This window comes from Corynebacterium casei LMG S-19264 (assembly GCF_000550785.1).
Taxonomy (GTDB): domain Bacteria; phylum Actinomycetota; class Actinomycetes; order Mycobacteriales; family Mycobacteriaceae; genus Corynebacterium; species Corynebacterium casei.
On the sequence record NZ_CP004350.1, the window covers coordinates 2,775,498 to 2,801,268 of the forward strand.

Annotated in this window: 23 protein-coding genes; 14 read left to right on the forward strand and 9 right to left on the reverse strand. The window is 58.4% G+C overall.

Annotated elements, in window-relative coordinates:
- Positions 1 to 109 precede the first annotated feature (109 nt).
- The 7 genes from CCASEI_RS12670 to CCASEI_RS12700 all read left to right on the forward strand — a co-directional run bounded on the left by CCASEI_RS12670 (position 110) and on the right by CCASEI_RS12700 (position 7,914).
- Positions 110 to 3,193, forward strand: a complete 3,084-nt coding sequence (locus CCASEI_RS12670; protein ID WP_025388175.1) for a Na+/H+ antiporter subunit A — start codon at positions 110 to 112, stop codon at positions 3,191 to 3,193.
- Complete coding sequence (locus CCASEI_RS12675) at positions 3,194 to 3,685, forward strand: Na(+)/H(+) antiporter subunit C (RefSeq protein WP_006822637.1); 492 nt, start codon at positions 3,194 to 3,196, stop codon at positions 3,683 to 3,685.
- Positions 3,678 to 5,459: a Na+/H+ antiporter subunit D gene (locus tag CCASEI_RS12680; RefSeq protein WP_025388176.1), complete on the forward strand. Its 1,782-nt coding sequence runs from the start codon at positions 3,678 to 3,680 to the stop codon at positions 5,457 to 5,459. The genes CCASEI_RS12675 and CCASEI_RS12680 overlap by 8 nt, the downstream gene beginning before the upstream one ends.
- Positions 5,456 to 5,980 (forward strand): Na+/H+ antiporter subunit E, encoded by a 525-nt coding sequence (locus CCASEI_RS12685; RefSeq protein WP_006822635.1) that lies wholly within the window; start codon positions 5,456 to 5,458, stop codon positions 5,978 to 5,980. Before CCASEI_RS12680 ends, CCASEI_RS12685 begins: the two co-directional genes overlap by 4 nt.
- Positions 5,980 to 6,252, forward strand: coding sequence for a monovalent cation/H+ antiporter complex subunit F (locus CCASEI_RS12690; RefSeq protein WP_006822634.1), 273 nt, complete (start codon positions 5,980 to 5,982; stop codon positions 6,250 to 6,252). The genes CCASEI_RS12685 and CCASEI_RS12690 overlap by 1 nt, the downstream gene beginning before the upstream one ends.
- On the forward strand, positions 6,252 to 6,632 hold the full coding sequence (locus tag CCASEI_RS12695) for a monovalent cation/H(+) antiporter subunit G (protein ID WP_025388177.1): 381 nt from the start codon (positions 6,252 to 6,254) through the stop codon (positions 6,630 to 6,632). Before CCASEI_RS12690 ends, CCASEI_RS12695 begins: the two co-directional genes overlap by 1 nt.
- Positions 6,633 to 6,708: 76 nt before the next feature.
- On the forward strand, positions 6,709 to 7,914 hold the full coding sequence (locus tag CCASEI_RS12700; protein WP_025388178.1) for a glycosyltransferase 87 family protein: 1,206 nt from the start codon (positions 6,709 to 6,711) through the stop codon (positions 7,912 to 7,914).
- A gap of 31 nt (positions 7,915 to 7,945) precedes the next feature.
- On the opposite strand, the gene CCASEI_RS12705 is transcribed toward CCASEI_RS12700, so the two are convergent.
- The 3 genes from CCASEI_RS12705 to CCASEI_RS12715 are packed head-to-tail and all read right to left on the reverse strand — an operon-like array spanning position 7,946 to position 10,174.
- A complete protein-coding gene (locus CCASEI_RS12705) occupies positions 7,946 to 9,097 on the reverse strand; it encodes a glutamate--cysteine ligase (protein WP_025388179.1) in 1,152 nt (383 codons plus the stop codon).
- A 53-nt stretch (positions 9,098 to 9,150) separates the two neighbouring features.
- Positions 9,151 to 9,876 carry a LytR C-terminal domain-containing protein gene (locus tag CCASEI_RS12710; protein WP_025388180.1) on the reverse strand — a complete coding sequence of 242 codons (726 nt, stop codon included), beginning with the start codon at positions 9,874 to 9,876 and terminating at the stop codon, positions 9,151 to 9,153.
- A gap of 10 nt (positions 9,877 to 9,886) precedes the next feature.
- Entirely contained in the window at positions 9,887 to 10,174 is a 288-nt protein-coding gene (locus tag CCASEI_RS12715; protein ID WP_038574769.1) for a DUF3263 domain-containing protein, read from the reverse strand.
- A gap of 16 nt (positions 10,175 to 10,190) precedes the next feature.
- Between CCASEI_RS12715 and CCASEI_RS12720 the strand changes: the two genes are divergently transcribed.
- From CCASEI_RS12720 to CCASEI_RS12735, 4 genes are read left to right on the forward strand one after another with little or no spacing between them, the layout of a single operon-like run.
- A complete protein-coding gene (locus tag CCASEI_RS12720; RefSeq protein ID WP_006822628.1) occupies positions 10,191 to 10,784 on the forward strand; it encodes a peptide deformylase in 594 nt (197 codons plus the stop codon).
- Positions 10,785 to 10,798: 14 nt separating this feature from the next.
- Entirely contained in the window at positions 10,799 to 11,767 is a 969-nt protein-coding gene (locus CCASEI_RS12725; RefSeq protein WP_025388182.1) for an N-acetylglutamate synthase, CG3035 family, read from the forward strand.
- Between the two features lie 3 nt (positions 11,768 to 11,770).
- On the forward strand, positions 11,771 to 12,580 hold the full coding sequence (locus tag CCASEI_RS12730; RefSeq protein WP_025388183.1) for an exodeoxyribonuclease III: 810 nt from the start codon (positions 11,771 to 11,773) through the stop codon (positions 12,578 to 12,580).
- A 9-nt stretch (positions 12,581 to 12,589) separates the two neighbouring features.
- Entirely contained in the window at positions 12,590 to 14,092 is a 1,503-nt protein-coding gene (locus CCASEI_RS12735; protein WP_025388184.1) for a phospholipase D-like domain-containing protein, read from the forward strand.
- Between the two features lie 109 nt (positions 14,093 to 14,201).
- Here the strand turns inward: CCASEI_RS12735 and CCASEI_RS12740 are convergent, their stop codons facing one another.
- The 4 genes from CCASEI_RS12740 to CCASEI_RS12755 are packed head-to-tail and all read right to left on the reverse strand — an operon-like array spanning position 14,202 to position 17,643.
- Positions 14,202 to 15,371 (reverse strand): multidrug effflux MFS transporter, encoded by a 1,170-nt coding sequence (locus CCASEI_RS12740; RefSeq protein WP_025388185.1) that lies wholly within the window; start codon positions 15,369 to 15,371, stop codon positions 14,202 to 14,204.
- A complete protein-coding gene (locus CCASEI_RS12745; RefSeq protein WP_025388186.1) occupies positions 15,372 to 16,136 on the reverse strand; it encodes an ABC transporter permease in 765 nt (254 codons plus the stop codon).
- Positions 16,126 to 17,070: an ABC transporter ATP-binding protein gene (locus tag CCASEI_RS12750; protein WP_006822622.1), complete on the reverse strand. Its 945-nt coding sequence runs from the start codon at positions 17,068 to 17,070 to the stop codon at positions 16,126 to 16,128. The genes CCASEI_RS12745 and CCASEI_RS12750 overlap by 11 nt, the downstream gene beginning before the upstream one ends.
- Before the next feature lie 57 nt (positions 17,071 to 17,127).
- Positions 17,128 to 17,643, reverse strand: coding sequence for an NUDIX domain-containing protein (locus CCASEI_RS12755; RefSeq protein ID WP_006822621.1), 516 nt, complete (start codon positions 17,641 to 17,643; stop codon positions 17,128 to 17,130).
- 118 nt (positions 17,644 to 17,761) lie between these two features.
- Between CCASEI_RS12755 and CCASEI_RS12760 the strand changes: the two genes are divergently transcribed.
- Genes CCASEI_RS12760 through CCASEI_RS12770 form a run of 3 tightly spaced genes read left to right on the forward strand, consistent with a single transcriptional unit; the run spans position 17,762 to position 22,925 of the window.
- The gene (locus CCASEI_RS12760) at positions 17,762 to 19,228 is read left to right on the forward strand and encodes a hypothetical protein (protein ID WP_025388187.1); all 1,467 of its coding nucleotides are present in this window, start codon (positions 17,762 to 17,764) and stop codon (positions 19,226 to 19,228) included.
- The gene (locus CCASEI_RS12765; RefSeq protein WP_025388188.1) at positions 19,228 to 20,313 is read left to right on the forward strand and encodes a glutamate ABC transporter substrate-binding protein; all 1,086 of its coding nucleotides are present in this window, start codon (positions 19,228 to 19,230) and stop codon (positions 20,311 to 20,313) included. The genes CCASEI_RS12760 and CCASEI_RS12765 overlap by 1 nt, the downstream gene beginning before the upstream one ends.
- Entirely contained in the window at positions 20,310 to 22,925 is a 2,616-nt protein-coding gene (locus CCASEI_RS12770; RefSeq protein WP_025388189.1) for a serine/threonine protein kinase, read from the forward strand. Before CCASEI_RS12765 ends, CCASEI_RS12770 begins: the two co-directional genes overlap by 4 nt.
- 59 nt (positions 22,926 to 22,984) lie before the next feature.
- On the opposite strand, the gene CCASEI_RS12775 is transcribed toward CCASEI_RS12770, so the two are convergent.
- Together CCASEI_RS12775 and pta are read right to left on the reverse strand one after the other, a co-directional pair.
- Complete coding sequence (locus CCASEI_RS12775) at positions 22,985 to 24,187, reverse strand: acetate kinase (protein ID WP_025388190.1); 1,203 nt, start codon at positions 24,185 to 24,187, stop codon at positions 22,985 to 22,987.
- Complete coding sequence (gene pta / locus CCASEI_RS12780; RefSeq protein WP_025388191.1) at positions 24,184 to 25,557, reverse strand: phosphate acetyltransferase; 1,374 nt, start codon at positions 25,555 to 25,557, stop codon at positions 24,184 to 24,186. Before pta ends, CCASEI_RS12775 begins: the two co-directional genes overlap by 4 nt.
- Positions 25,558 to 25,771: the final 214 nt, after the last annotated feature.

Genomic DNA, 25,771 nt, shown 5'->3' on the forward strand with positions numbered 1-25,771 from the left:
GGGACAGCGCGGGTTGAAAGTCGATAAACGGAAAACTGTTGGCCCCTACCCTGTCCGTTTTAAGGAGCACTCGTGCTTCGCTAACTTAAGTGGGAGAGCACCGAATACTGTGCTGATATTGCTGTTAGCTCTAATCGCCGCGACGGTGTGTGCGCCCTTTTTAATCCACACGCTTGGACGGCCCGCCTTCGGAATTTTGGCTCTCGTGCCTGCCGGAGGCTTCATCTGGGTTGTGCAACAAATGGTCTCAGGAAACCTGGACCACAAGGCAAGCATCGAATGGATGCCCGCCGCGCACCTGAATCTTGACTTTCAACTCGACGGCCTCTCCGCACTGTTTTCGCTCATCATTTTGGGTGTCGGCGCGCTAGTGTTGCTGTATTGCTGGGGCTATTTTGATACCGTCCCGCTGCGCTTGACGCTATTCGGCGCGCAGATGACCGGCTTCGCCACCGCGATGTACGGCCTGGTCATTTCTGACTCGCTGCTGCTGATGTACGTCTTCTGGGAAATCACCTCCGTACTGTCCTTTCTGCTGGTGGCGTACTACGGCGAGCGCGCGTCTTCGCGCCGTTCTGCAACCCAGGCGCTGATGATCACCGCTGCTGGTGGCCTGGCCATGCTGGTGGGCATCATTATCCTCGGCCGCCAGACCGGTGTGTGGCACTTCAGCGAAATTGCCACCTACGATGGCTGGGCGCAGACCCCGTACATCACGGTTGCGCTGTGTCTGATTCTGGCTGGCGCGTTGTCGAAGTCCGCGAATATCCCGCTGCACTTCTGGCTTCCTGGCGCGATGGCTGCGCCGACCCCGGTTTCTGCTTACCTGCACTCGGCAGCCATGGTGAAGGCCGGCATTTACTTGGTTGCACGCCTAGCGCCTGAGTTCAATGAGGTTTCTTCCTGGCACCTGGTGGTCATCCCGATTGGTTTGATGACCATGCTGCTTGGCGGCTGGATGGCGCTGAAACAGATCGACCTCAAGCTGGTTCTTGCTTACGGCACCGTGTCCCAGCTGGGCTTTATCATCGGGGTCATGGCCATCGGTTCCCGCGAAGCGATGATGGCCGCTTTGGCGTTGACCTTTGCGCACTCGCTGTTTAAGGCCACGCTGTTTATGATTGTCGGCGCGATTGACCACGCCACCGGCACCCGTGAGATTCCGAAGTTATCCGGCTTGGCCCGCAAGGAACCGCTGGTCTTTGTCCTCGCCATTATTTCGGCTTTGTCCATGGCTGGTATCCCACCGCTGTTTGGCTTTGTCACCAAAGAGGCCATCATCGAAGCCGTCATGCATGAGGACCTGCTCATTGGCATGCCGCGCAGCCTCATGCTGGTTGCCATCATCATCGGCTCTGTCCTCACCATGGCTTATGCCCTGCGCTTTTTGTGGGGTGCGTTTGGCACCAAGAATGGTGAGACCTCTGGGGCCGTAGAAAAGATGCACAAGATTGAGCCGAAGCTGTGGATTGCTCCGGCCATCATGTCCGCACTAACCATCTTCTTTGGCCTGTTCCCGAAGTTCATGTCCGATGCCATCAACCTGCACCTGGACCAGCTCTATGGTGAAGATGGCTCTTACCTCGCGCTGTGGCACGGTTTCAACATTGCGCTGGGTATTTCCACCGTCATCATCATCGCTGGTTGCTTCGTGCACTGGCAGCGTCACCTGCTCAAGCCATTCCAGGGCGAGTATGCAGCACTTGGTAATGCGGATAATGCTTATGACGCGATGCTGGTGGGCCTGCGTAATCTCTCGCTGCGCATCACTGCGAATACGCAGCGCGGCTCCCTGCAGCTGAACCTGACCACCATTTTTGTGTGTCTGATTCTGCTTCCTACCTTTGCCATTGTCTTCGGTGACCTGACTAATGTCCGCATGATTGTTGCGGAAAATGCGTGGCAATTCTTCGCCGCCTTCATCATCATTGCTGCTGCGGTTGCTGCCACCATTACGCATAACCGTTTGTCCGGCGTCATCATCGTGGGTATCACCGGCTACTCGCTGGCATTTATCTTCGCGCTGCACGGCGCCCCTGACTTGGCGCTGACCCAGTTGCTGGTGGAAACCATCATCATGGTGCTGTTCATGCTGGTGCTGCGTAAGATGCCACCGAATACGGAGTGGCGCGGCGAACCTCGCCACAACCGTCTGCGCGCGTGGCTTGCCATCGCCGTTGGCCTGCTCACCATCATTTTGACCATGTTCGCTGTCAACGCGCGCACGGAGCAGTCCATCTCCATCCACATGCCGGATCTCGCGCAAGAAATTGGCCATGGTGCCAATGCTGTGAACGTGCTTCTGGTTGATATCCGTGCGTGGGATACCTTCGGTGAAATCACCGTTCTGGTTATCGCCGCAACTGGTGTGGCCTCGCTGATTTACCGCACCCAGTCCTTTACCCGTGAGTCCCGCCGCCCAACGCTGCGCGTGACAGGGCGTCGCTGGTTGGCTGCGGGTGTGGAAACTGAGCAGCAGCTCAACCGTTCGCTGATGGTGGATGTTTCCACCCGCGTGCTGTTCCCATCCATGATTGCGCTGTCGCTGTACTTCTTCTTCACTGGCCACAACGCCCCTGGTGGCGGTTTCGCTGGCGGCCTGGTTGCCGCGCTCGCGCTGATTCTGCGCTACCTTGCTGGCGGCCGTGCTGAGTTGGAAGAGGCATTGCCTATTGATGGCGGACGCATCATGGGTGCAGGTCTTATCTTCTCCATCGCGGCTGCCATTGGCCCAATGCTGTGGGGCATGCCGCCTTTGGCTTCGGCTTATGGCTCCATTGATATCCCACTGGTGGGCTCGGTCTCCTTGCCTTCCGCCCTGGTCTTCGACCTTGGTGTCTATCTGGTGGTTATTGGCCTGACTTTGCACATTCTTCACTCCATCGGCGGCAAGCTGGATGAGGAAGAAGAGATTCGTAAGCAGCGTGCCCGTGACCGCGCCCGCTCCCTTGCGCGTAAGAACCGCCAGCGCAAGGCAAAAGCCAAAGCAGTTGCCGCTGCACAGACCACGGCTGGCGCGGGCACCAGCAGTGCGGATACCACCGGTACGGCAGAAATTTCCATGCCGACTGAGGTTCCACCGCACAAGGAAGAACCCGACCCACCGTCGCAGGGGCCCACGGCGAATGCCAGCCCTGTGAGCAAGACCTTGAACGCTGATAACACTGATAACGCTGAAGGAAAGGAGAAGTAAATGGAAGCCAACCTCATGTTTCTCCTCGCCTCCGGCGCGATGATGGCCGCGGGTGTTTACCTGGTGCTTGACCGCGCGATGACCAAGATGCTGCTGGGTATCCTTCTTATCGGCAACGCAGTCAACCTGATCATTATTCAGGCGGGCGGACCGGCTGGTTCACCGCCAATTATGGGCCGCGAGTCTGCGCCGCATGGCGAAGATATTGCTGACCCGCTGGCGCAGGCAATGATTTTGACCGCGATTGTTATTTCGATGGCGCTCACGGCATTCATTTTGACCCTCGCCTACCGCCAGTACCGCTACCGTACTGATGACGTTATTGAGAACGACATGGATGATGCAGCAGTCGCTGCGATTGCTTCGCGTCCATCGGCGGCACCGGACCACGATGCGTCCTCGGACCCAACCACGGGCCGTGCCACCAAGGAAGGCGACACCTTCGGTCCGCGCTTCTTTGAGGAGCCCGTAAAGGGGGTCAAGGATGAGTGATCTCATTGCTTCCTACGTTGAACTAGTCCTGCCGTACATCACCTATCTCATTCCGATGCCGGTGCTTATTCCAGTCGCGGGTGCGGCACTGACTTTGCTTCTCTCACGCTTCCGCCGCGCGCAGTCGCAGATTGCGTTCATCATGCTCGCGCTATCCTCACTGGTCAGCCTGACGCTGTTGGCAGTTGCTGATGTCGATGGCATCCAAACGCTGCAGATCGGTGGCTGGGACGCACCAGTAGGTATCACCCTGGTCGCGGACCGTTTGTCCACGGTCATGCTGTTTACCTCCTCCATCGTGCTTTTCTCCGTGATGTGGTACGCCATCTCCCAGGGTGTCCGCGATGGTGGCGAGGATGAACCTGTCACGGTCTTCTTGCCCACCTATATGTTGCTGACCATGGGTGTGAACGTCTCCTTCCTGGCTGGTGACTTGTTCAACCTCTACGTCGGTTTCGAGATCTTCCTGGTGGCCTCGTATGTGCTGCTGACCTTGGGTGCGTCGCCAGCTCGTGTGCGTGCCGGCGTTGGTTACGTCATGGTTTCCATGGTGTCGTCCATGATCTTCCTGCTTGGCATCGGTCTGACCTATGCCGCAGTCGGCACTGTCAACATGGCGCAAATTGGTATCCGCATCGCGGATATTCCGGAAGGCACCCGCACCGCTATCTTCGGCGTGCTGCTGGTTGCTTTCGGCATCAAAGCCGCTGTTGTCCCGCTTGATGCGTGGCTGCCCGACTCCTACCCCACCGCCCCGGCGCTAGTCACCGCGGTCTTCGCAGGCCTTCTGACCAAGGTCGGTGTGTACTCGATTATCCGTATGCGCTCCGCGGTGTTTACTGATGGCTCGCTGGATACGCTGCTGATGTGGGTCGCACTTGCCACCATGATTGTTGGTATTTTGGGCGCCATGGCGCAGACCGACATCAAACGTCTGTTGTCCTTTACTCTGGTCAGCCATATTGGTTACATGATCTTTGGTGTCGCACTGGGCACCGCGCAGGGCCTGTCCGGTGCGATCTTCTATGCCGTACACCACATTCTGGTGCAAACAGCCCTGTTCCTGGTGGTAGGCCTTATCGAAAGGCAATCCGGCACCTCATCGCTGCGGCGCCTAGGTTCCTTGCTGTACACAGCACCAGTTATTTCGATTCTGTACTTCATCCCTGCCATCAACCTCGGCGGAATCCCGCCGTTCTCTGGCTTCATGGGCAAGATTTTGCTTCTACAAGCCGGCGCAAACGAAGGCTCTTGGTTGGCGTGGGTTCTTATCGGCGGCGCCGTTGTGACATCGCTTTTGACCTTGTACGTCATGGTGTTGGTCTGGTCCAAGGGCTTCCTCCGCGACCGCGCAGACGCCCCAGAGGGCCACGTGGCGCTGGCGCGTCCCGCACCGCTTGCCGATATCACCGACGAAGTCGAATACTCCGAACGAGCCGATGTGGGCCGCCTGCCATTTGGCATGTTTGCTTCCACCGCGCTGCTGGTCACCGCATCCACCGTGATTACCTTCGTGGCGGGTCCGGTCTCCGGCATTACTTCGCGTTCTGCGGAGTCCGCACAAGACCAAACCATCTACCAAGATGCGGTCTTGGGTGAGCACTATGACAACCCGACCCGTCACCTGGATCCGCAAGATCGTTATGTCGATGGGGACTCCATTGAAAACCGCGACCACCTCCTGCCCGAACCAGAACCGGCAGCCAATGGTTCAAATACAAATAGCGATACTGGCACCGATAACGCCACCGAGTCTGGGGAGGATGAGCAGTGAGTCAACTATTAACCGGCGCACGCCACCGCTTCCGCCCAACATTTGTTCTGTGGCTGACCATCATGTGGTGTCTGCTCATGGGCGAAGTCACCTGGGCTAATGTCTTCAGCGGCATGCTCGTGGGCCTCGGCATTGTCTTCTTCCTGCCGCTGCCCGCCATGCCGATTAGTGACGTCAAGGTCTCTTGGGGCCGGCTGATTCGCTACCTGTTCGTCTGGACGGGTGAGCTGCTGTGGGCTTCGGTCAAGGTCGCATGGGTTGCGGTTCGCCCGGGTGAGAAGCCAAAGAACGCTATTTTGCGCGCTCCGATGCGCGTGGAAAATGAGTTGGTCTTCAGCTTCGCCGTCGTCATGTACAACCTGCAACCAGGCGGCACCGTGGCGGAGATTGATATTGCTAACCGCATGCTCACCGTGCACGTCCTGGACGCCACTACCGAGTCAGATATCGACCGTGAAATCGGCAACCTGGTCAGCCTGGAACGCCGCATGATTTCCATCTTCGAAGGGAAACACGCCTAATGGATCCCGCACTCTACAACACGTTTCTATCCATCGCCGCGGCGATGTTCGTCGTGTCCTTCCTGCTGACCACCTGGCGTATTGTCAAAGGTCCAAACTCCATGGACCGCTTGGTTGGTATGGACGGCTTTATCGCGATGTTCCAGTGCGCCATGGCCGTCTACATTTGTTGGACGCTTGATACCACGGTGTCGAACGCCATGTTGGTGGTCGCGCTGCTGGGCTTTATCTCCACCGTTTCGGTCACACGCTTTAGAAAGAGGGACAACTAATGAGTTACGCACTAATTGCCGATATCGTCTCCCTCGTCCTTATTTTCGCAGGTGCCCTGCTGGTTTTGTCCGCCGCGATTGGTGTGGCGCGATTCCAGGATCCAATGTCACGTATTCACTTCGTCACAAAACCTCAAACTGTGGGCCTAGTGTTTACTATTCTGGGAGCTGGAATTCGCGTTACGGGATCAGAATCCTTTGGCGTCGCTGAGCGCGGCGACTTAGGTATCTTGTTCCTGCTGGTAGTTTTTGCCATGGCAACGAGCCCGGTTACGGCTCAGCGCATGACGCGTATTTCGCGCCGCGAAGGTCTTTACTCCGACGATGCCAACATGTCGCGTAATGACCAGCCTGCCTCCAAGCAGATGCGGCGCAAGTAGCGCACTGGGTGCGTTACTTTCACGGCGTACCCTTTTTGGCTGAATAGGCCAAACTTGCATTGTAAGGATAGATATTGTGAAAAAGATCTGGGGGGCTCCCTCCTTAGCGCTTGCCCTGGCGGTATTTGCTGTGTGGACAGTCTTTCGGATTTTCAACTTCGACGGGGAGCACGCGCTGAAGTGGCGCGTGCCGCTGGATCTGAAAATCTACGTGCTAGCTGGCTCTGAAGTAGCCGATGGCCAGCTGCTCTATGACAACGCATATATCGGGGACTTGCCGTTTACTTATCCACCATTTGCTGGTGCAGTGTTTACGGCGCTGAGCTATATCAGCGACAACTGGATCATCATCCTATGGCAGCTCGGTATGGGGCTCGCGCTGTTTTTCATTTTCCTCTTAGTCTTCCGCGAGCGCGGCTACGGCTTCCACCCCGTCAACTGGTTGCTCAGTGCGCTGCTGACGGTTGCTGCTCTGGCCTGCCAGCCGTTCCAGGGCACCTTGCACTTTGGCCAGATCAACATCTTTTTGATGTTGCTGGTCGCTCTCGACTTCCTGCCCAAGCACCGCCTGCCCGGCATCGGAATCGGCCTAGCTGCCGGCCTGAAACTCACCCCGGCGTTTCTCGGCCTCGTGCTGTTGTTCCAGCGCCGCTGGTGGGCCGCTGGCATTTCCATCCTGACTTTCCTAGTTACCGTCACAGTTGGCTTTTGGGTCATTCCTGACGCCAGTGACTTCTGGATGCGCGCTATCTTTGACTCCTCCCGCGTGGGCGACCACACCAACCCCGGCGCGCAATCAATCCGATCGCTAATGGAGCGTGAGTTCGGCATTGAGGGCGGCATCTGGTGGATTCTCGCAGTGCTCATCGTATTCGCACTGACCTGTTTTGCCGTCTACATCGCGTGCAAGCGCCGCAATACGACCGTCGCGATGGCGCTCACCGGTATCTCTTCGTGTCTCGTCTCCCCATTTTCTTGGTTCCACCACTGGGTATGGGTGTTGCCGCTGCTGTTGGCTATCTTGCTCACGGTCAATGACTGGCTGGGTCATCGACTCAAAGGTATCTTCGGCGCACAGTTCGCAGGTCTTGCGTCCTTCGTGGTGATGATTATCTTCGCGCTGCCTTATGTCGCCAAGGTTGTCTGGGACGGCACGTCTTACCAACGTATGGATGACGCGCATTCCTGGGGCGCGCTCGCCTTTACCGGCACGGGCATCATCTTCATTGCCTGCTACGCCCTGACAGGACTGTTGGACGCTGTTAAAAAGCGTTCGGCTTAAGCAAGATCCTTCCGGTTTCTAAGTATCACGCTTAGAAACCAAGCGGGGTGAGCGTATCCAGCTCATCACAGGTCATATCCACAACGGACTTCCAGTCGCCGCTGGTTTCAAACTGCGTACGCTGGCGCTCATAACCGGCGCCGCGCTCAATGATTTCGAGCACCAACTCCAGCTCCCGCACACAGCCCAGCTCGCACGCAAGCGGTGTTAGCTGCTCCACCATGTCGGTGAGTTCATCTTCCACCCAGCGTTCATCGGTTTCACGCGAGGCAATCACCAAAGCATCCATGCCGTAGCGCGCAGCGCGCCACTTGTTTTCGGCCACGTGCCAAGGCTGCAGCGTTGGCAGCTGCTCACCGGCATCAATCATGCGGTCATAGTGCACCACCAGGCAGTGCGTGAGCGCCACGACAGCGGAAAGCTCGCGCAGATTCGACGCCGCATCCGAGACGCGCACCTCAATAGTGCCCCACTTGGAGGCAGGGCGAATATCAAAGTGCATGGAACCGGTGTGGTTAATCACGCCGGAAATGGACTGGTCCCGCATGTAGTCCTGCCACTGCTGCCAGTTCTCAAACTGGTACGGCATGCCGGCGGTCGGCAGCTGTTGGTACAGCATGGTGCGGTTGGAGGCATAGCCGGTATCAATCCCGTCCCAGCCCGGTGAGCACGCCGAAATGGCCAACAGGTGCGGATATTTGGTCATCAACGCGTTAATAATTGGCCACACGCGGTCCTCGTGGGAAATGCCCACGTGCACATGCGTGCCCCACAGCAGCATCTGCTGCCCCCAGTACTGGGTGCGGTTAATAATCTCCGAATAAGTCTGCTTTTCTGAGACCGGGTTCTTGCGAAAATCCGAGAACGGGTGCCCGCCGGATGCCCACACGCGCATTCCGCGTTCTTCCGCTGCGGCCTGAACCGCGCGGATTCCGGTGTGAAGCTCAGCTATTGCCTCAGGAACGCTGTGGCAAATGCCGGTGACTAGCTCAACGGTGTTTTGGAGAAATTCCTTCTCCAGGTGGATCTCCGGCGCGGACTGCGCAACGGCATCCACAATTTCGGACGCACGGGGGACAAGGTCGCGGGTTGAGGGGTCAACCAGCGCTACTTCCCACTCGACCCCCAGCGTTGGCTGCGGGGAGCGGGCGAAGGTCTCTTCGGCGTATTCCGTGTTACTCACTAGTCTATCGTACCCAGCCGCGGGTCTTCCGGGCCGGATTACATTCCTCTTTGCTAGTTCTCCGTCAGAACCAGGGTGACACCATCGCGGGTGTTATCAGGCAGAGTGTCGATGTTCTCGCGTGCTACGCCGTTGAATTCATCAGCAATCTCGCGAGCAACGCGTTCTGCGTCGGCGTTACCAGCGGGAAAGAACACAGTAGTCTCTGGTAGAACATCGTCGGCGAAGTTACCCACCTCGCCCAGTTCGCGGCCGTCAGCACGCAGGCGGTCGGAGACATCAGCCGCCAGACCCTGGGTAACAGAGTTATTGAGCACGTTAATCTTCAACGGTGCGGGCGCAGCAGCGTTGCCGGAGCCAGTGCTTCCCGATGCCCCCTCGCGTCCTTCACCTTCGCGCTCAGCATCGGCGGGCTGGCCTTCGCTCTCAGCACCCTCTGCTCCTTCAGCCCCGGCGCCCTCAGCACCCTCGTTGTTTTCAGGAGCGATCGCCTCCGCGGACTGCTGCGCGGTATCAGCACCAACGGTGCCTGGTTCCGGCGCATTTGCATCGCCCGCCTGCTGCTCAGACTGCTGGTTGGTGTCTTCAGCCGCCTGCTCAGAACCATTATCTTGGGTAAAGGCGTAGAGCGCCCACAGGCCGAACATGACGGCGACGGCGATTAGCACCATCGCAAAGCCGCGCAACGGCAACGTGGTGCCAGCAGCAGTGCCACCTTCAGCGCCGTCAGATGGTTGGGTAGGTTCTTGTGCGGAATTATCTACAGTCTCATTAGTCACATGAGTAACACTAATGCTCAGGTTGAGGGTTTCCGTGTGCGGCACGCCGAATATCCTCGCGTTCTCCACGTTTTCTCAACAGCCTTTTCACTAACACCGGGTTATAAGCCAACGCAGCCGGCAGCTCAACAATCACATTGAGCCGTTGGTGGTAGCGCACCGGCGAAATATCCAGCTCAGCGCGAATAGCTTTTTCTTTCAGGGCGATGGTTTTCGGGGCGCGCGCCTCAAAGTCCAGGATCTGCTGATCAATCGCGCTCAAATCATTAAGCCCGTTACTGTTGTGTGCGCTAGTCATGCCTAAACTGTATGCCATGACTATCCGCGCAATTGTGATCCACGGCGACCCTGTTCTTCATAACCCCACTGAACCAGTCACCGAACCTATTGATTCCCCTGAACTGCAAACCCTCATTGCAGATATGTATGAGACCATGGCCGCAGCCAACGGCGTAGGGCTTGCAGCCAACCAGGTTGGCATTAGCAAGCGCCTGTTTGTGTATGACTGCCCTGATGATGACGGCCACATGCACCGCGGCTGCGTTATCAACCCCGTGCTGGAGACCTCAGAGATCCCAGAGACCATGCCAGCCGATGACGGCAGCGAAGACGAAGGCTGTCTTTCCGTCCCAGGAGAGGGCTTTCCCACCGGCCGCGCGGACTGGGCAAAGGTCACCGGCCTGAATGAGAAGGGCGAGGACATAGAGGTCGAGGGCACCGGCTTCTTCGCGCGCTGTCTGCAGCACGAGGTCGGCCACCTGGATGGTTTCGTCTACACCGATACTCTGATTGGCCGTAACAAGCGCGCTGCTAAGAAGACCATTAAGGCCAATGGCTGGAATGTTCCGGGTTTGACCTGGCTGCCCGGCGAAGGCGCCGATCCTTTCGGCCACGACGACGAAGATTAAGACACCACATTATTATGGCTAAGGCATTTCGCTCCGATCCCATACGCGTCGATGACCGCGTTGTTGCGCGCCGCAAATTTAAAGGCGGCGGGCACAGCGATGTCATCGGTCATGTCGTGGCGGTTGAGCCCCTGACCATCCGCCCGCAGATGGTCGGCGGGTTCCCGTCCGCGTTGCCGGAGGTTATCATCCCGGCCGTTGAGCTCTACGTGGTGAAGAAGCTTTCGCCGCGCACGGTGCGAAATTCCGATATCCGCCACGTCGAGGTCGCCTCCGCGCTGTCCTATCAGGGTGCGCACAACCAGTGGACGTCCAATGGCCAGTGGTTCATGCGCTCCGGTGATGGCACCACCATGCGCACCAATTCTGCGGTTCCGCTGGGCCCATCCGCGGGCTTTGAACCAGCACCAATAGCGGAGATGATGGCCTTTTACGCCAGCCACAACCAGCCGTGCGTCCTGCTGGTTCCAGAGCGCATTGGCAATTCAGCATTGAAGCTGCCGCACGAGCACATCGATGTGGAAAAGATCGTCATGACCCGCGAGCTGGGGGATCTCAGCGACATCACACCTTATCTCGATGAGGGCCTAGACGTGGACATCACCAAGACCGCAACGCCCGAGTGGTTGGACATCTCTGACCACGCAGCACGTGATCTTGCGACGCAGTCGCCTGCCGATGCCACCCTCGCCTTCTTCCACACCGCCCTGGGCGCGGTACTTCGCGCAACAATCACAGAATCCGATGACGGCGCGAAGTGGCTGGGCATCGCGTGCGTGAAGGTAGATGAGTCAGCGCGCCGCCAGCGTCTAGCAGCGCGCCTAGTTTCCGCCGCGCTGAAGTGGGGTCAGACCGAAGGCGCGGACAAGGCGTACCTGCAAGTCAGCCTCGGTAACGATGGCGCGGTGGCCCTGTATGAAAAATTGGGGCTGCTTGAGCACCACCGGCATCGCTACATCAAGGTCAATCCAGGTAACCTGTAAATCATGCGGATTGCCACGTGGAATATTAACTCGGTACGTACCCGCGGGGAGCGGGCACTAAACTTATTGGACAAGCACAACATTGATGTGTTGTGCCTGCAAGAAACCAAAGTCGCCGATGACAAATTCCCCCGCGCATTGTTCGAGGACGCCGGCTACCACGTGGTTTTCCACGGCCTTAACCAGTGGAACGGTGTCGCGATTGTCAGCCGCGAAGAACCCGCCGAGGTTTTCACCGGCTTTCCTGGCCAGCCGGGTTATCACAATGATGAAGCCACCGAGCAGGCACCTGAGGCGCGTGCCATGGGCGCTGTTATTCGCGGCGTAGAAATCTGGTCGCTCTATGTCCCCAACGGCCGCGAAATCACTCAGCGTCACTATGACTACAAACTGGACTTTCTCTACGCCTTAGCCCGCTACGCCGACGGTAAAAAGCGCGAGAAGCTGCTGCTGACCGGTGACTTCAACATCGCTCCGCGCAACGAAGATGTCTGGGACCTGGAACTATTCCGCGGCAAGACGCACGTCACCGAACCTGAGCGCGCTGCCTTCCAGCGTCTCGAAGAAGCAGGACTGTCCGAGGTCACCCGCCAATTCACCGAAAAAGACCGCTGGACCTACTTCGATTACAAGTCCCTGCGCTTCCAAAAAGACGAAGGCATGCGCATCGACTTCCATCTGGCCACCCAGCAACTGGCGGACAAGGTCACCGGTGCCGGTGTCGACAGGAAAGAACGCGCCGAAAAAGGCACCTCAGACCACCTCCTGCTGTGGGCAGATTATGACCTGCCCGATTTCGACTCCGTCCGTTAACACATTCCTATGTCCCCATTTTTGGATCTAAGCGCTTGGCAGATGGCGTTTTTCGTCCTCGACTACGCCATCAAAATCTTTGCCATCGGCTTCGTCCCCGAAGGCCGCCGCCCCTCTTCATCAACAGCTTGGCTGCTCGCAATTTTGCTGCTGCCATTCATCGGCCTGCCCTTGTTCCTGCTCATGGGCTCGCCGCAAATCAACCGACGCCGCCACCGTATTCAGCAAGAAGCCAATGATGCCATCGAGGACGCCCACAAGGACGTCACCGACCACCCCTTCGAAGAGCTCGAAGCGGAAGTCGAATCCATCATCAAGCTCAACCGACACCTCACCGGCTTCCCAGCCGTTATCGGACACAACCTCGGCATCCATGCCGATTACCGCAAGTCAATCCAAGCCATGGCCGATGCCATCGACCAAGCGCAGCGCTACGTCTACGTCGAAATCTATATCACCAGCTGGGACGAGACCACCGATCCTTTCTTCCAAGCACTCGCCCGCGCGCGTCAACGCGGCGTGGAGGTGAAGTTCCTCTTCGACCAAATCGGCAGCCTCAAATATAAGGGCTACCGCACACTCGGCAAGCGACTCAGTGAAATCGACGTGGACTGGCGCCTTATGCTGCCACTGCAGATTCACAAGGCGCGTTTTCGCCGGCCTGACCTGCGCAACCACCGCAAGCTGGTTGTCATCGACGGCGAGCGCGGATTCATCGGCTCGCTTAACCTGATCAAACGCGAGTACAAGACCACCGACCGCTACTGGATTGATTACATGGTGGAGCTCACCGGCCCCATCGTGGTCTCCTTGCAGGCGGTCTTTGCTGTGGACTGGTACACCGAATCTGGCGAGTATATTGAGATGCTCACCGAGCTCGAAGACACCGGTGAGACTCCCGATACCAACTATGTGCAGCTCATTCCATCCGGGCCCGGCTATTCCACGGTGCCAAACCTGCGCATGTTCATCTCGCTTATTCACCACGCGAAAAGTCGGTTGATTATCTGCTCGCCGTATTTCGTGCCGGATGAATCACTGCTCGATGCCGTGACCACCGCCTGCTACCGCGGTGTGCGTGTGGAGCTTTATGTCTCCCAGCGCGCCGACCAGTTCATGGTCGACCACGCGCAATCTTCCTACTACCAGTCCCTGCTGGAAGCCGGAATCCACATCTACCAGTTCCCGAAGCCCTTTGTGCTGCACTCCAAGTTCGTGCTCGCAGACCCCGATGCCGGCCGCGCCGACCCAGAGGAAACCGATGAAGGCATCCGGCTTAAGTCCCACCCACTCGCCGCCTTCGGCTCCTCTAACCTGGACATGCGCTCATTCGGCCTCAACTATGAGTCCACCATGCTGGTTGCCCAAGGCGACCTCATCACCGAATTCAACGAGCTCGCCGCCAACTACCGCGCCGTCTCCCACGAGCTCACGCTCGAAGAGTGGAACAAGCGCGGCTTCTTCCGCCGCTACATCGATAACGTCATGCGGCTTACCTCCGCGCTTCAGTAACCACTGCTATCGCAGATGGTTACTGAAGCGAGTAGAAGCAGGTTGTTACTGAAGCGAATAATAGAAGCTCGTTTCAGATACTCGTTACAGCGAATAGACGCTGCGTCGACTAATCGCTGTAGCCCCGGGTGGCAAGCAGCGCGCCGCAGCCGGAGATGAGGATGCAGATAAACATACCGATGCTCATCGTCAGCGCCGTGTTGCCGCCCAAGCCCATGATGGGCCCGACCGCAGCAGCGAGCACAGACTGGCCGAAGCCCATGATGGCGGTGACAGACCCGGCGCGCTCACGCATGACACCGGTAGCCATGGCGGTCGAGTTGCCCATGATGACACCGTTCGGCGAGACGCACAGCAGCAGCGCGAGCATCAGCCAGCCAACGCCAGCACCGCTCATCGCCACGATAAACAGCAAGACGTTGCCGGTGACAGCCATCGCAACGCCACCGAGCAGCATCTTTTTGGTGCCTAGCTTGTCGATGTAGCGCGAATTCACAAAACTACCCACGCACATACCGGCAGCATTCAGGGCGAACGCTGCGGCATAGGCACGCGGGCTAAACCCGAACTCGTATTGGAAGACGAACGCGGAGGCGGCGATGTAGCAAAACATCGACGCGAACGCGAAGGCCATGGAGGTTAAAAATCCCCAGAAGCGCAAGCTCTTGAGCACACTGGCGTAGTTGCCCAGCACGCGCCGCAGGAAAGACCCGCCGGCGGGGCTTTTTCCGCCGGTCTCCGGCACGATGAGCAGCACGACCAGTAGCTGCGCTGCGTGCAGTGCGGTCAGCACCCAGTAGATACCGCGCCAGCCAATAGGCTCAGCCAGCAGACCACCCGCAATCGGCGCAATCGCCGGCGCGATGGCCAAAATCGCCATCAGCATGGAGAAAGTCTTCGCGGCTTCCCGGCCGAAGAGCAGGTCGGGCACCATCGCGCGGGAGAGCACCACGCAGGCGCCGCCGCCGAGACCTTGCAGCACACGCGCGATAACGAACACGGCAATACTTGGCGCGAGTGCCGCCATGGCTGAGGCGACCAGCGCCACTATCGCACCACCGATGAGCAGTTTGCGCCTGCCGATGGCATCCGAAATCGGGCCCACCGTCAGTTGGCCCACGGCCATGCCGACGAAGAATCCCGACAAGGTCAGCTGCACCACGGAGTCAGGTGCGTTGAATTCCTCGCTGATGGCCGGCAGCGTAGGAAGATACATATCCGTCGCAAAAGGCGCTGTTGCGGACAACAGCGCCAGTGCGAGAAGTAAAGAGATTGCCATCTATGCGTCTCGTTTGACCAACATAACTACACCCACAATCCAGGCCACCGCAGCCCAGGCTGCGAAGACCAGCGCGGATCCCGTGTTGGAATCCCAGAGTGCATTATCAACCGGACCATCCATGATCCAGGTGTTTAGCGCGCTAAACGGCATGAAGTACACAATGTCCTCACCGATCTTGGGAATCATTTGCACCATCGAGTCCAGACCCAAGTGAAAGATCAGGGAGATAGCCACCGCACCGGTGGTCTGGCGCATGATCAGACCCAGGCCTTGGCCGAAGAACACCAGCATGGCCATACCCAGTGGGAAGACCCACAAGGCGCGCTTGGTGAAGTCATCGAAAATTTCGAAATTTTCACCCATCTCGCCGCCCAGCGTCATCTTCGCCATCACCAAGGTACTCAGGATTCCCAGCACCACGAGGATGGCAGCAATAATGCTGTACATCACCGCTTTGACCAGCGCCACCATGGCACGGTTGTGATTCGCCATGTAGGTATTGGTCTGCACGCCGAAACGGTATTCGGTGGTGATGATCATGACCGCTTGGATGAGCAGCACTGGCATCGCCAGGGTGTAGACCACCGTGAGCAGCGTGGACGGAGGCAATGGAATCTGCATATCCGCCGGCTGCGAGTTGGTAGTCAACGTCATAATCAACGTCCAGCCGATAGCGAGGACGAAGAACACAGCCGTGGTCCACCACACCGAGCGAGTGGAAAAGAGCTTGGTCAGCTCTGAGCGGAAAGTATTAAGAATCATTTTGTTCCTTTCCAGCTGGAGCTTCAGCGTGGTACTGCACAGAATCACTGGTCATGTCCATGAACGCGTCCTCCAAAGAAGCGCGCTTGAGTGTGAGCTCCGTCAGCGGCACGCCGACTGAGTAGGCCAGGTTGCCCACAAAGTCCGTGGACTGCTCCGGAATAATCAGCGTCTCGCGGCCTTCTTCATCCTTTGATGTTGAAAACTCCACGCTTTCTTCCTCGAGCGCGCCGGAGAACTCTGTAAGGAAATCAGTACGCACAATAACGTTCGATGCCGAGTGTTCCTTCACAAAGTCATAGGTCGGCTGGTCAGCAATCAGCTGGCCACGACCGATGACCACCAAGTGGTCCGCGGTCAGCGCCATCTCCGAGAGCAAGTGCGAAGAAATCAGCACCGTGCGGCCCTCTGCTGCGAGTGCACGCACCAGCGAACGCACCCAGCGAATGCCTTCCGGGTCCAGGCCGTTGACTGGCTCGTCCAGAATCAAAATCTCCGGATCCCCCAACATCGCGCCGGCCAGGCCCAGACGCTGACCCATACCAAGAGAGAAGCCGCCGGCTTTCTTCTTGGCCACATCGCTCAAGCCCACCAGCTCGAGGACCTCATTAACGCGCGAGGTCGGAATGCCGTTGGACTGCGCCATCCACTTCAAATGCGCTGCCGCCGAGCGGTTAGGGTGCACCGCCTTGGCATCGAGCAAACAACCGATGGTGCGCAACGGGTTCTTCAACTTCGAATAAGAGGTGCCATGAATGAGCGCGTTACCTGCGGTTGGCTCATCAAGTCCAACAATCATGCGCATGGTTGTTGATTTGCCCGCGCCGTTTGGACCTAGAAACCCAGTAACTTTCCCGGGCTTGACTTCAAAAGAGAGGTCATCAACCGCACGGACTGACTTGTATTGTTTCGTCAATCCTTGTACTTCAATCATGCGACCAACGTTGCCATAAAATGCCCGGCCATGACCATGTGCCCCACCGTTTACCCCTTAAATTAGCGGCTCAATTAATTGCCTAATCCGCGGCAATGCCTGCCGAAAAGGTGTCAGCAGTGGAAGGTCTTCTAATTCCTCAATCAGCACCCACCGCAGCTCATAAGATTCTTCATTCGCTGTGGTAGAAAGCATTTTTCCATCTTTGCTACGCGCAATAACGGTGGTATAGGTCCAGCCACCTGGTAGTCCTGCTGCCGCATCAAAAGGGCCAGCGGTGACCTCTGCGCCGACTACCTCAATGTGTTCCGGATCAATTGCACATTCTTCTACCGTTTCGCGCACTGCCGCCTGTTCGACGGTCTCATTCAAGTCGCGTGCGCCGCCGGGAATACCCCACGTATCCCCAAAATTGGTCCACGCCGCACGGTGCTGCATCAGCACCATCGGGCCGCGGTCGGATGAAGCTACAAGAAACAAACCAGCCGCGCCGTAGCGTCCCCACATACGGGCGCCACCCGGTCCAGCTGCCCAACCATCACCATTTGCGTGTAGCGATTGCCTTCCTGCCATAGTTCTACATCCTACGCGAGCACCGTTGACCCGCGAGGAAAGTCACGCAAGTCCCAACTTTCACAAAAATCGCTGCGGTGGGTGGAATATCACACTTTGATTGCGTTAGTCTTAAGCAATGACCGTTAGGCGGGATATACAGCAGATTGAGGAGGGAATCTCCTCTGGTGGTTCCGCCGATCCTGGCGCTCACGACCACTGGTTGGATGAGGTCACCGAACCCTCAAATCCTGTATTTAATCCGGCGACGCACCTCGCGTTGTCCACCTTTGCGGGCCCGGCGCGGATGATTCGCCGCATCTGGAATTTCATGACCACCACCCCAGGTCGCATGTTTGCTGTCACCGTGTTGCTGTCGGTCGCGATTGCCGCCGCGGGTGTTTCGATGTCTAATTCCTCGGCCCAGCGCCAAGACGACCTCGACAGGCTACTCACGGTCACCGAGCCCACTGCGAATGCCGCCCACAATTTGTACACTTCCCTCTCCCTCGCGGACACCGTCGCGTCGACGGGATTCGTGCAAGGTGGCGTCGAGTCATCGACAAGCCGGCAAAAGTACAACGAAGCCATTGACCGCGCCGCCGTCTCCGCCACCCAAGCCGTGCAAGGCGCCGGGGCAGATGACCACGAAATCCGCCAGCTCGTGCAATTCATCCAGCGCGAGCTGCCCGTCTACACCGGCATGGTGGAAACCGCGCGCGCCAACCACCGCATGTCCAATGCGGTGTCTGCGGCATACATGTCGAATGCATCGGCAGTCATGCGTGAAGAAATTCTGCCCGCTGCCTCCCGGCTGTTTACCATCACCTCCGGCAAAGTCGCCGATGAACAACGCAGCCTGACCGCGCCGCAATGGGTGCCACTATCCGGCCTGTTCGCGGCAGTATTCTTCCTGCTGTTGTCACAATGGTGGCTGTGGCGCGTTACCCGGCGCCGGCTCAACCGCGGTTTTGTCACCGCAACCTCGCTGATGGCACTGGCTATCTTCTGGGTCTCCATCGCGAATGTCGCCACCTGGACCGCCGGCTCCCAAGCTTTCGAGGAAGCCTCCAACCCGTGGAGCTCCCTAACTGCCTCGCGAATTGCCGGCCAGCAAGCCCGCACCGCCGAAACCCTGGCGCTGGTACGCCGCGGATCCGACACCGACTCCGTACCGTTTAGCCAGGTTGAAACCTCCATCCGCGAGGCACTGCAAGAATTCGAAGCCACCGCCTCCTCCGACACTGAGGATTTGAGCAGCTCCCAGATTGCCGTGAACACCGCGCGCGAGTCCTTGACCGCGTGGAGCGAAACCCACGATGAATTTGTCTCCGCGCTGCGCACCGGCCGCTACGATGACGCCTTGCACTTAGCCACCGCGCCGAACCCGGATGCCGGTGAGGAAGCTACCGCGGCATCGGCGTTTAACGCGTTGGATAATGCGCTGACCAAGCTGATTGCGGATTCGCGTGAAACCATGCGCGCGTATATCTCCGACGGTTTGGCCGCTATGACCTTTGTGGCCTCAGCCGTCATGGTGCTCACCGTGCTCGCAATTTTCGCCGTGTGGCTGGGCATTCGCCCGCGTCTGCAGGAGTACCTCTAATGAAAACCTCACGCGCTATCTTCGCAGCACTTCTTGCCACGTCCTTGACGCTGACCGCGTGCGTGTCCCGCGACGCCGAAGAACTCCCGCCGGACCCCGCGCTACAGCAAGACGAAGAAACCAACGAGCTGCCCCGCGCCATGAACTCCGACCCGCTGACCGCGCCGATTGCCGGCCCGCCGCTTCCAGTGAGCTCCCGCTGGATTCCGGCATCCGAATACACCCCGGAAGAAACCAACTTCGACGCGGAGCTGAAAGGCACCTACCGCCCCGATGACAAAGATCCGGAAGAACGCGTGCCGAATATCATCGAGCGCGGTCGGCTAATTGTCGGCGTGGACCAGTCGCACAACCTTTTGTCTTACCGCGACGCGGCCACGGGTGAGCTCCAGGGCTTTGAAGTTGACTTGGCTTATGAAATCGCCGAGGACATCTTCGGGGATCGCAACCGCGTGGACTTCCGTTTCCTCGAATCCGCTGAGCGCACCCAGGCGCTGGCCAACGGCACCGTCGATATTGTCATTCGCACCATGACCATTACACCCGACCGCGAAAAAGACATCGCGTTCTCCCAGCCTTACATGGCCACTGACACTCGCATGCTGGTGCTGACTAGCTCCGGTATCACCTCCATCCGCGAAACCTCCGGCCGCACGATTTGTTCTGTCGAAGGCTCTACCGCGCTGGATAAAATCACGGACTTCGCGCCCAATTCTAACCTACTCATCACCCGTTCCTGGGGTGACTGTCTGATGTCGCTGCAGCTCGGGCAGGCTAATGCGGTCATCGTGGATGACACGCTGCTGTCCGGAATGATGGCGCAGGACCCCTACTCTTCCATCGTCGGCGAAGTGCTGGATACCGAAATGTATGGCATCGGCGTGCGCCAGCCAGATCAGCACTATGATTCGCGCGGACTAATCCGCCAGGTCAATTCCACCCTCGACCGAATCCAGGACGATGGCACCTGGCAATCGCTATTTAATGAATGGTTCGGCGAATACCTGCCCACGCCGACGCTTCCGGCACCCACCTACATCGATGAAGATACCGATGAAGATAGTGATGAAGAGGACGAGTCATGACTCATAACTTCTCTGATGATGAACTCAACTACCTCGACCCCGCAAAAGGCAAGGAACAGCCGGGCACCGAGGCAGTCGCCTTCGACCCCTTCGCCGATGATGACGAAGAGGAAGTCAACACCACGGCCGCGGCAGAAGCAGCTGCTGCCGATGCCGAAGAAGAGCGCGACGATGTAGAGATTGAGGCGCTGTTGAAGCAGGTGGGGGCATCGGAAGGCGCTGCTGCGACCGAAGCCGTAGCTTATGACCCGTTTGCTGATGATGAGCTCGAGGACGAAGACGAAGGCACCTCCGCCGTTGCCTTTGACCCTTTCGCCGATGACGATGATGATACGGATGGGCACTCCGAAGAATCTTTCACCGACTCCGACAACATTGCAGCACTTATTAAAGACCTCGGCGTGCTGCGCGATAAGCGCGAAAAGCGACGTGGGAATGCCTCGGCGTTGATTGACACCTCGCAGCGCTCCCGCCAGCAGGCGCTGGATACTTTCCGTGAGCTGCGCCTGGCCGCGCGCACCAACCGCGAAGTCGCCGACGGTATGGTGTCTTTGCCTTATGTGGTCCCCACCGACCCCGAATACGCCCTGATGGACCCGACGGAGGCCACTAAAGAAAAGAAGCTCGCACCGCCGCAGCTTAAACCCGGCGACATTGTGGCCAGCCAGTATGAGATTTTGGGCGTTATTGCCCACGGCGGCATGGGCTGGATTTACTTGGCCAATGACCACTTCGTGTCCGGACGCGTGGTGGTGCTCAAAGGCATGCAGGCGCACAAGTCTGCCGATGAAACCGCAGCCGCCGAAGCCGAACGCGAATTCCTGGCGGATATTACACACCCGGGCATCGTGAAAATTTTTAACTTCATCGACGACGCCCGCGTGCCCGGCGGGTTCATTGTCATGGAGTATGTCGGCGGGCCTTCGCTGCGCAAGCGCCGCAATGCGCTGCCAGAGCGCCGACTTCCGTTTACCATCGCGATTGCCTACATCCTGGAACTGTTGCCCGCGCTGGATTACCTGCACTCGCGCGGCGTGGTCTATAACGACCTCAAGCCGGACAACATCATTGTCACCGAGGACCAGGTCAAGCTCATCGACCTAGGCGCGGTGTCTGGTATCGGCGCATTTGGCTATATTTACGGCACCAAGGGTTTCCAGGCGCCGGAAGTCCCTACGGAAGGCCCGTCGGTCTCCAGTGATATTTACACCATCGGCCGCACGCTCGCGGCGCTGACGTTGAAGCTGCCGCACGAAGACGGCGTGTTCTTGCCGGGGATTCCCAACCCCACCCAGGAGCCGCGTCTGCGCCGGCACGTGTCTTTCTACCGCCTGTTGCAGCGCGCCACGAACCCGGATCCGAAGAAGCGTTTCAAGGACATCAGCGAGATGCGCACGCAGCTCTACGGGGTGTTGCGCGAAATCATTGCTATCCGCGATGGGATTCAGCATCCGGCGCAGCATTCGTTGTTCTCGCCGGCGCGTTCGACGTTCGGCACCAAGCACTTGGTGTTTCGCACAGACCAGCTTATCGATGGCATTGAGCGCACCGTCCGCATCACCGCCCCCGAGGTAGTCTCCGCACTGCCGACGCCGCTTCTAGACCGAGACGATGTGGGTGCCGCGTTGCTGCAGGGCTATTCCTACACCGAGCCGCAGGAAGCGTTGGAGACGCTGCGCCAGGCGATGCAGACGGTGGAGTATGAAGAATCCGCCGAGATTCCATTCGGCGTTGTGCGTTCCATGCTGGACTTGGGTTACACGGGCCAGGCGAAGCAGTGGCTGGAAAAGCTCGAGTCCCGGCTGGGCGAAGATTGGCGTTTCCAGTGGTATTCCGGTGTTACCCAGCTGCTGTTGGAAGATTTCACGGCCTCGCAGCTGCACTTTTCTAACATGCTGGAGATTCTGCCGGGCGAGGCGGCACCAAAGCTGGCGCTAGCAGCGGTCAATGAGCTGCTTTTGCAGTCGATGGGTTACTCCGAGCAGCAGCTTCTGGAGCCAGCCGTGGCACGCGCGTGTGCAAATATTACGTCCAACTTGTACGAGTTGGACGATGAATACTTCGTGGATCAGACCATCTGGGAGCACATTTCCTCAGACCCGAAGCGCATCCGCTTTAACTCGCTGCGCCTGTACGGCACGGTGTGGGCCACCAACCCGACGACGGTGTCCTCAGCCTTTGGCCTCGCGCGCCTGCTGCGCGCAGAAAACCAGGTGGAGATGGCCGTGGCAACGCTTGATCGCGTGCCCAATGCCTCGCGCCACCAGCGCATGGCGCGGTTGACCACGATTGTGCAGCTGATTTCCCAAGACGTCAACGAATCCCGCGTGCGCCGTGCCGCGCGCCGCCTGGAAGAAATCCCGACGAATGAACCGCGCTTTTTGCAGATCAAGATCGCGGTCATCACCGCGGGCTTAAGCTTCCTGCGCGATTCCAAGCTGCAGGCAGCCGCCTCGCCTAATGACCTGTTCGAGTACGCGTTCACAGAGCGCGGCCTGCGCTACGGCCTAGCCGATACGCTGCGCGCGCTTGCCCGCCAGGCACCATTTAGCCGCCACCGCTACGCGCTGGTGGACCTGGCCAACCAGGTCCGCCCGGTTACAACGTTCTAGTCAGCTAAAGCTTCCTAGAACGGGCTTCAAACGATTCCTCGCTCTTCCCGGCGCGAGCGTTAGCGAGCGCCAGCTAGCGCTGCGGACTTCTGCGCGATGGCCAGTTCCTCATTGGTGGGAACCACCAGGACTTTGATGGTGGAGTCATCCGTGGAAATCACGCGCGGCTCGCTAGAGCGCACCGCGTTGCGCTCCGGATCAATTTTGATGCCGTAGACCTCCAGGTCAGCCAGCGCATCCGCACGGACCTCGATGTCATTTTCGCCCACGCCTGCGGTAAAGCTAATCGCGTCCACGCGGCCCAGCGCAATCATGTAAGAGCCAATAAACCGGCGTAGCTGGTGAATGTAGATGTTGTACGCCAGCCACGCGTCTGAATCACCGTCTTCGATCATCTCGCGCAACGCGCGGAAGTCATTGACTCCCGACAGGCCTTTCACGCCAGATTTCTTGTTAAGCAGCATATCAATCTCATCGATACTCATCTTCGCCTCGCGCGCCAGGTGGAAGATGATGCCAGGGTCAATATCACCCGTGCGCGTGCCCATGACCAGGCCTGCCAGCGGCGTCAAGCCCATCGAGGTATCAATCGCACGGCCGTTGTGCACCGCGGCTGCCGATGCACCATTGCCCAAGTGCAACGTAATCTGCCGCGTGTGCTCCGAGTCGCGGTCCAGTACCTGCGGAACCTGCTGGGAGACAAACTCATGGGAAGTGCCGTGGAAACCATAACGGCGAATGTCGTACTTCGACGCAACTTCATTGTTGATTGCGTACAGCGCTGCCGCTGGCGGCATGTGGTTGAAAAATGCCGTATCAAACACCGCCACGTGCGGCAGGTCCGGCAGAATCTCTCGTGCCACGCGAATGCCATCCAGGTTGGCTGGATTATGCAGCGGCGCTAACGGAATGAGGTCTTCGACCATGGCTTCAATTTGATCATCGATAAGCACTGGCTCCGAAAACAGCTTGCCACCATGCACCACGCGATGCCCCACCGCAACGAACTCCAGCTGGGTCGGGCCAACGCCCGCTTCATCGAGCAGCTCAAACGCGCGCTTCAGGCCCGCCGTATGGTTAGGAACTTCCAGTTCCTCGCGGGTTTTCTCACCCTTGACTGTGACGTTAATCGCGCCCGTTGGCTCCCCAATCTGTTCCACCAGGCCGGAAGCCAACGGCTCATCCGTGGCCGAGGACTGCGGATCTACAATCTGGAACTTGATCGACGAAGAACCCGAGTTAATGACAAGGCAATACATTATTGGCCTCCCACCTGGATCGCGGTGATAGCCACCGTGTTGATGATATCCGGCACCGTCGCACCGCGGGAGAGGTCATTGACCGGCTTGTTCAGCCCTTGCAAAATTGGTCCGACCGCCAGGGCATTGCCCGTGCGCTGTGCAGTCTTGTAGCCAATGTTGCCTGCCTCCAGGTCAGGGAAAATGAACACATTCGCGTGCCCCGCGACTTCGGAGCCCGGCATCTTCTTCGCAGCGACACCTGGGTCACAAGCGGCATCGAACTGCAGCGGACCGTCAACCTTGAGCTCCGGATCCAACGCCTTTGCCACTTCCACCGCCACAACCGCGCGCTCCACGTCCTGGCCAGCGCCGGAAGAACCGGTGGAATAAGACAACATCGCCACACGCGGATCGATACCAAACTGCTTCGCCGTGCGGGCTGAAACCACCGCAATCTCCCCCAGCTGCTCCGCAGTCGGGTTTGGATTCACGGCGCAGTCGCCAAAGGCCCACAAACGCCCGCGCATGACCATCAAGAAAATGGAGGACACAACTGACGCTTCCGGCACCGTCTTAATAATCTGAAACGACGGCTTAATCGTGTGCGCCGTTGTATGCGCCGCACCGGAGACCATGCCATCTGCCAACCCACGGTGCACCATCATGGTTGCGAAGTAGGAAATATCCTTCATCGTCTCTCGCGCTTGCTCCAAGGTCACGCCCTTGGACTTGCGCAGCTCCGCGAACTCCGCTGCGAACTCCTCTAGCAGCGGTGAGCGCGTGTGGTCCAGCAGCGTCGCATCATGCAGGTCCACGCCCAGCTGCGAAGCGCGCGACTCCAAATCCTCCGGGTCGCCCAGGATGGTCAACCGCACCACGCCCTTACCCAACAGCGCGCCGGCCGCCAACAAGATACGGTCATCCTCGCCTTCCGGCAGCACCACATGCGCGCCGATGCTCTTGGCCTGCGCCAGCAAATTGTGCTCAAAGACCGGCGCCGACATCACCGGCTGCACATTCAGGTTGATGGCGCGAAGCAACGCAGGGACATCGGCAAGCTGCTCTGGCGTAAAAACACCCGCCACCGTCGCGTGCACATCCTTAGCGTGCCGCTCCGCCAACATCGCCGCCCGGCTATGATCACGGGCAATAATCACCAGCGGCACACCCAACGCCGCGGCAACCACCGCGTCAAAATGCGAGTCCCCCGAGCCCTCAACCAACTTTGGGCCATCAGCCAGCGGCTGTGCAGCAACAATCTCTGCAACCTTCGGCGGCGCATCCGCCAAGCGCATCAGCGGAACCCCCGCCTCAGCGACCAACGCGGCCGTATCAATCTCTTCAAAACTCAAACCAAGCGCACTCAAAAGCGCCGAACGGGTTTCAGGCATAATTGGAAGTAGACCTTTCGTATCATGGCGTGAAGCAACGAGTTCAATCTTATCCGAGTAGCCCGAAGCGCACGTGAGAAACGAAAAGCTCACGGATTTTTATGCACCCCGCTCACACCGCCAATACACTGGCTAAACAGTGCCTGGCTGGCTCTAAAAGCCTAGGTGAGACGTGATAGTTACCACAGACGTAGCCTAATCTACAACGTAAACT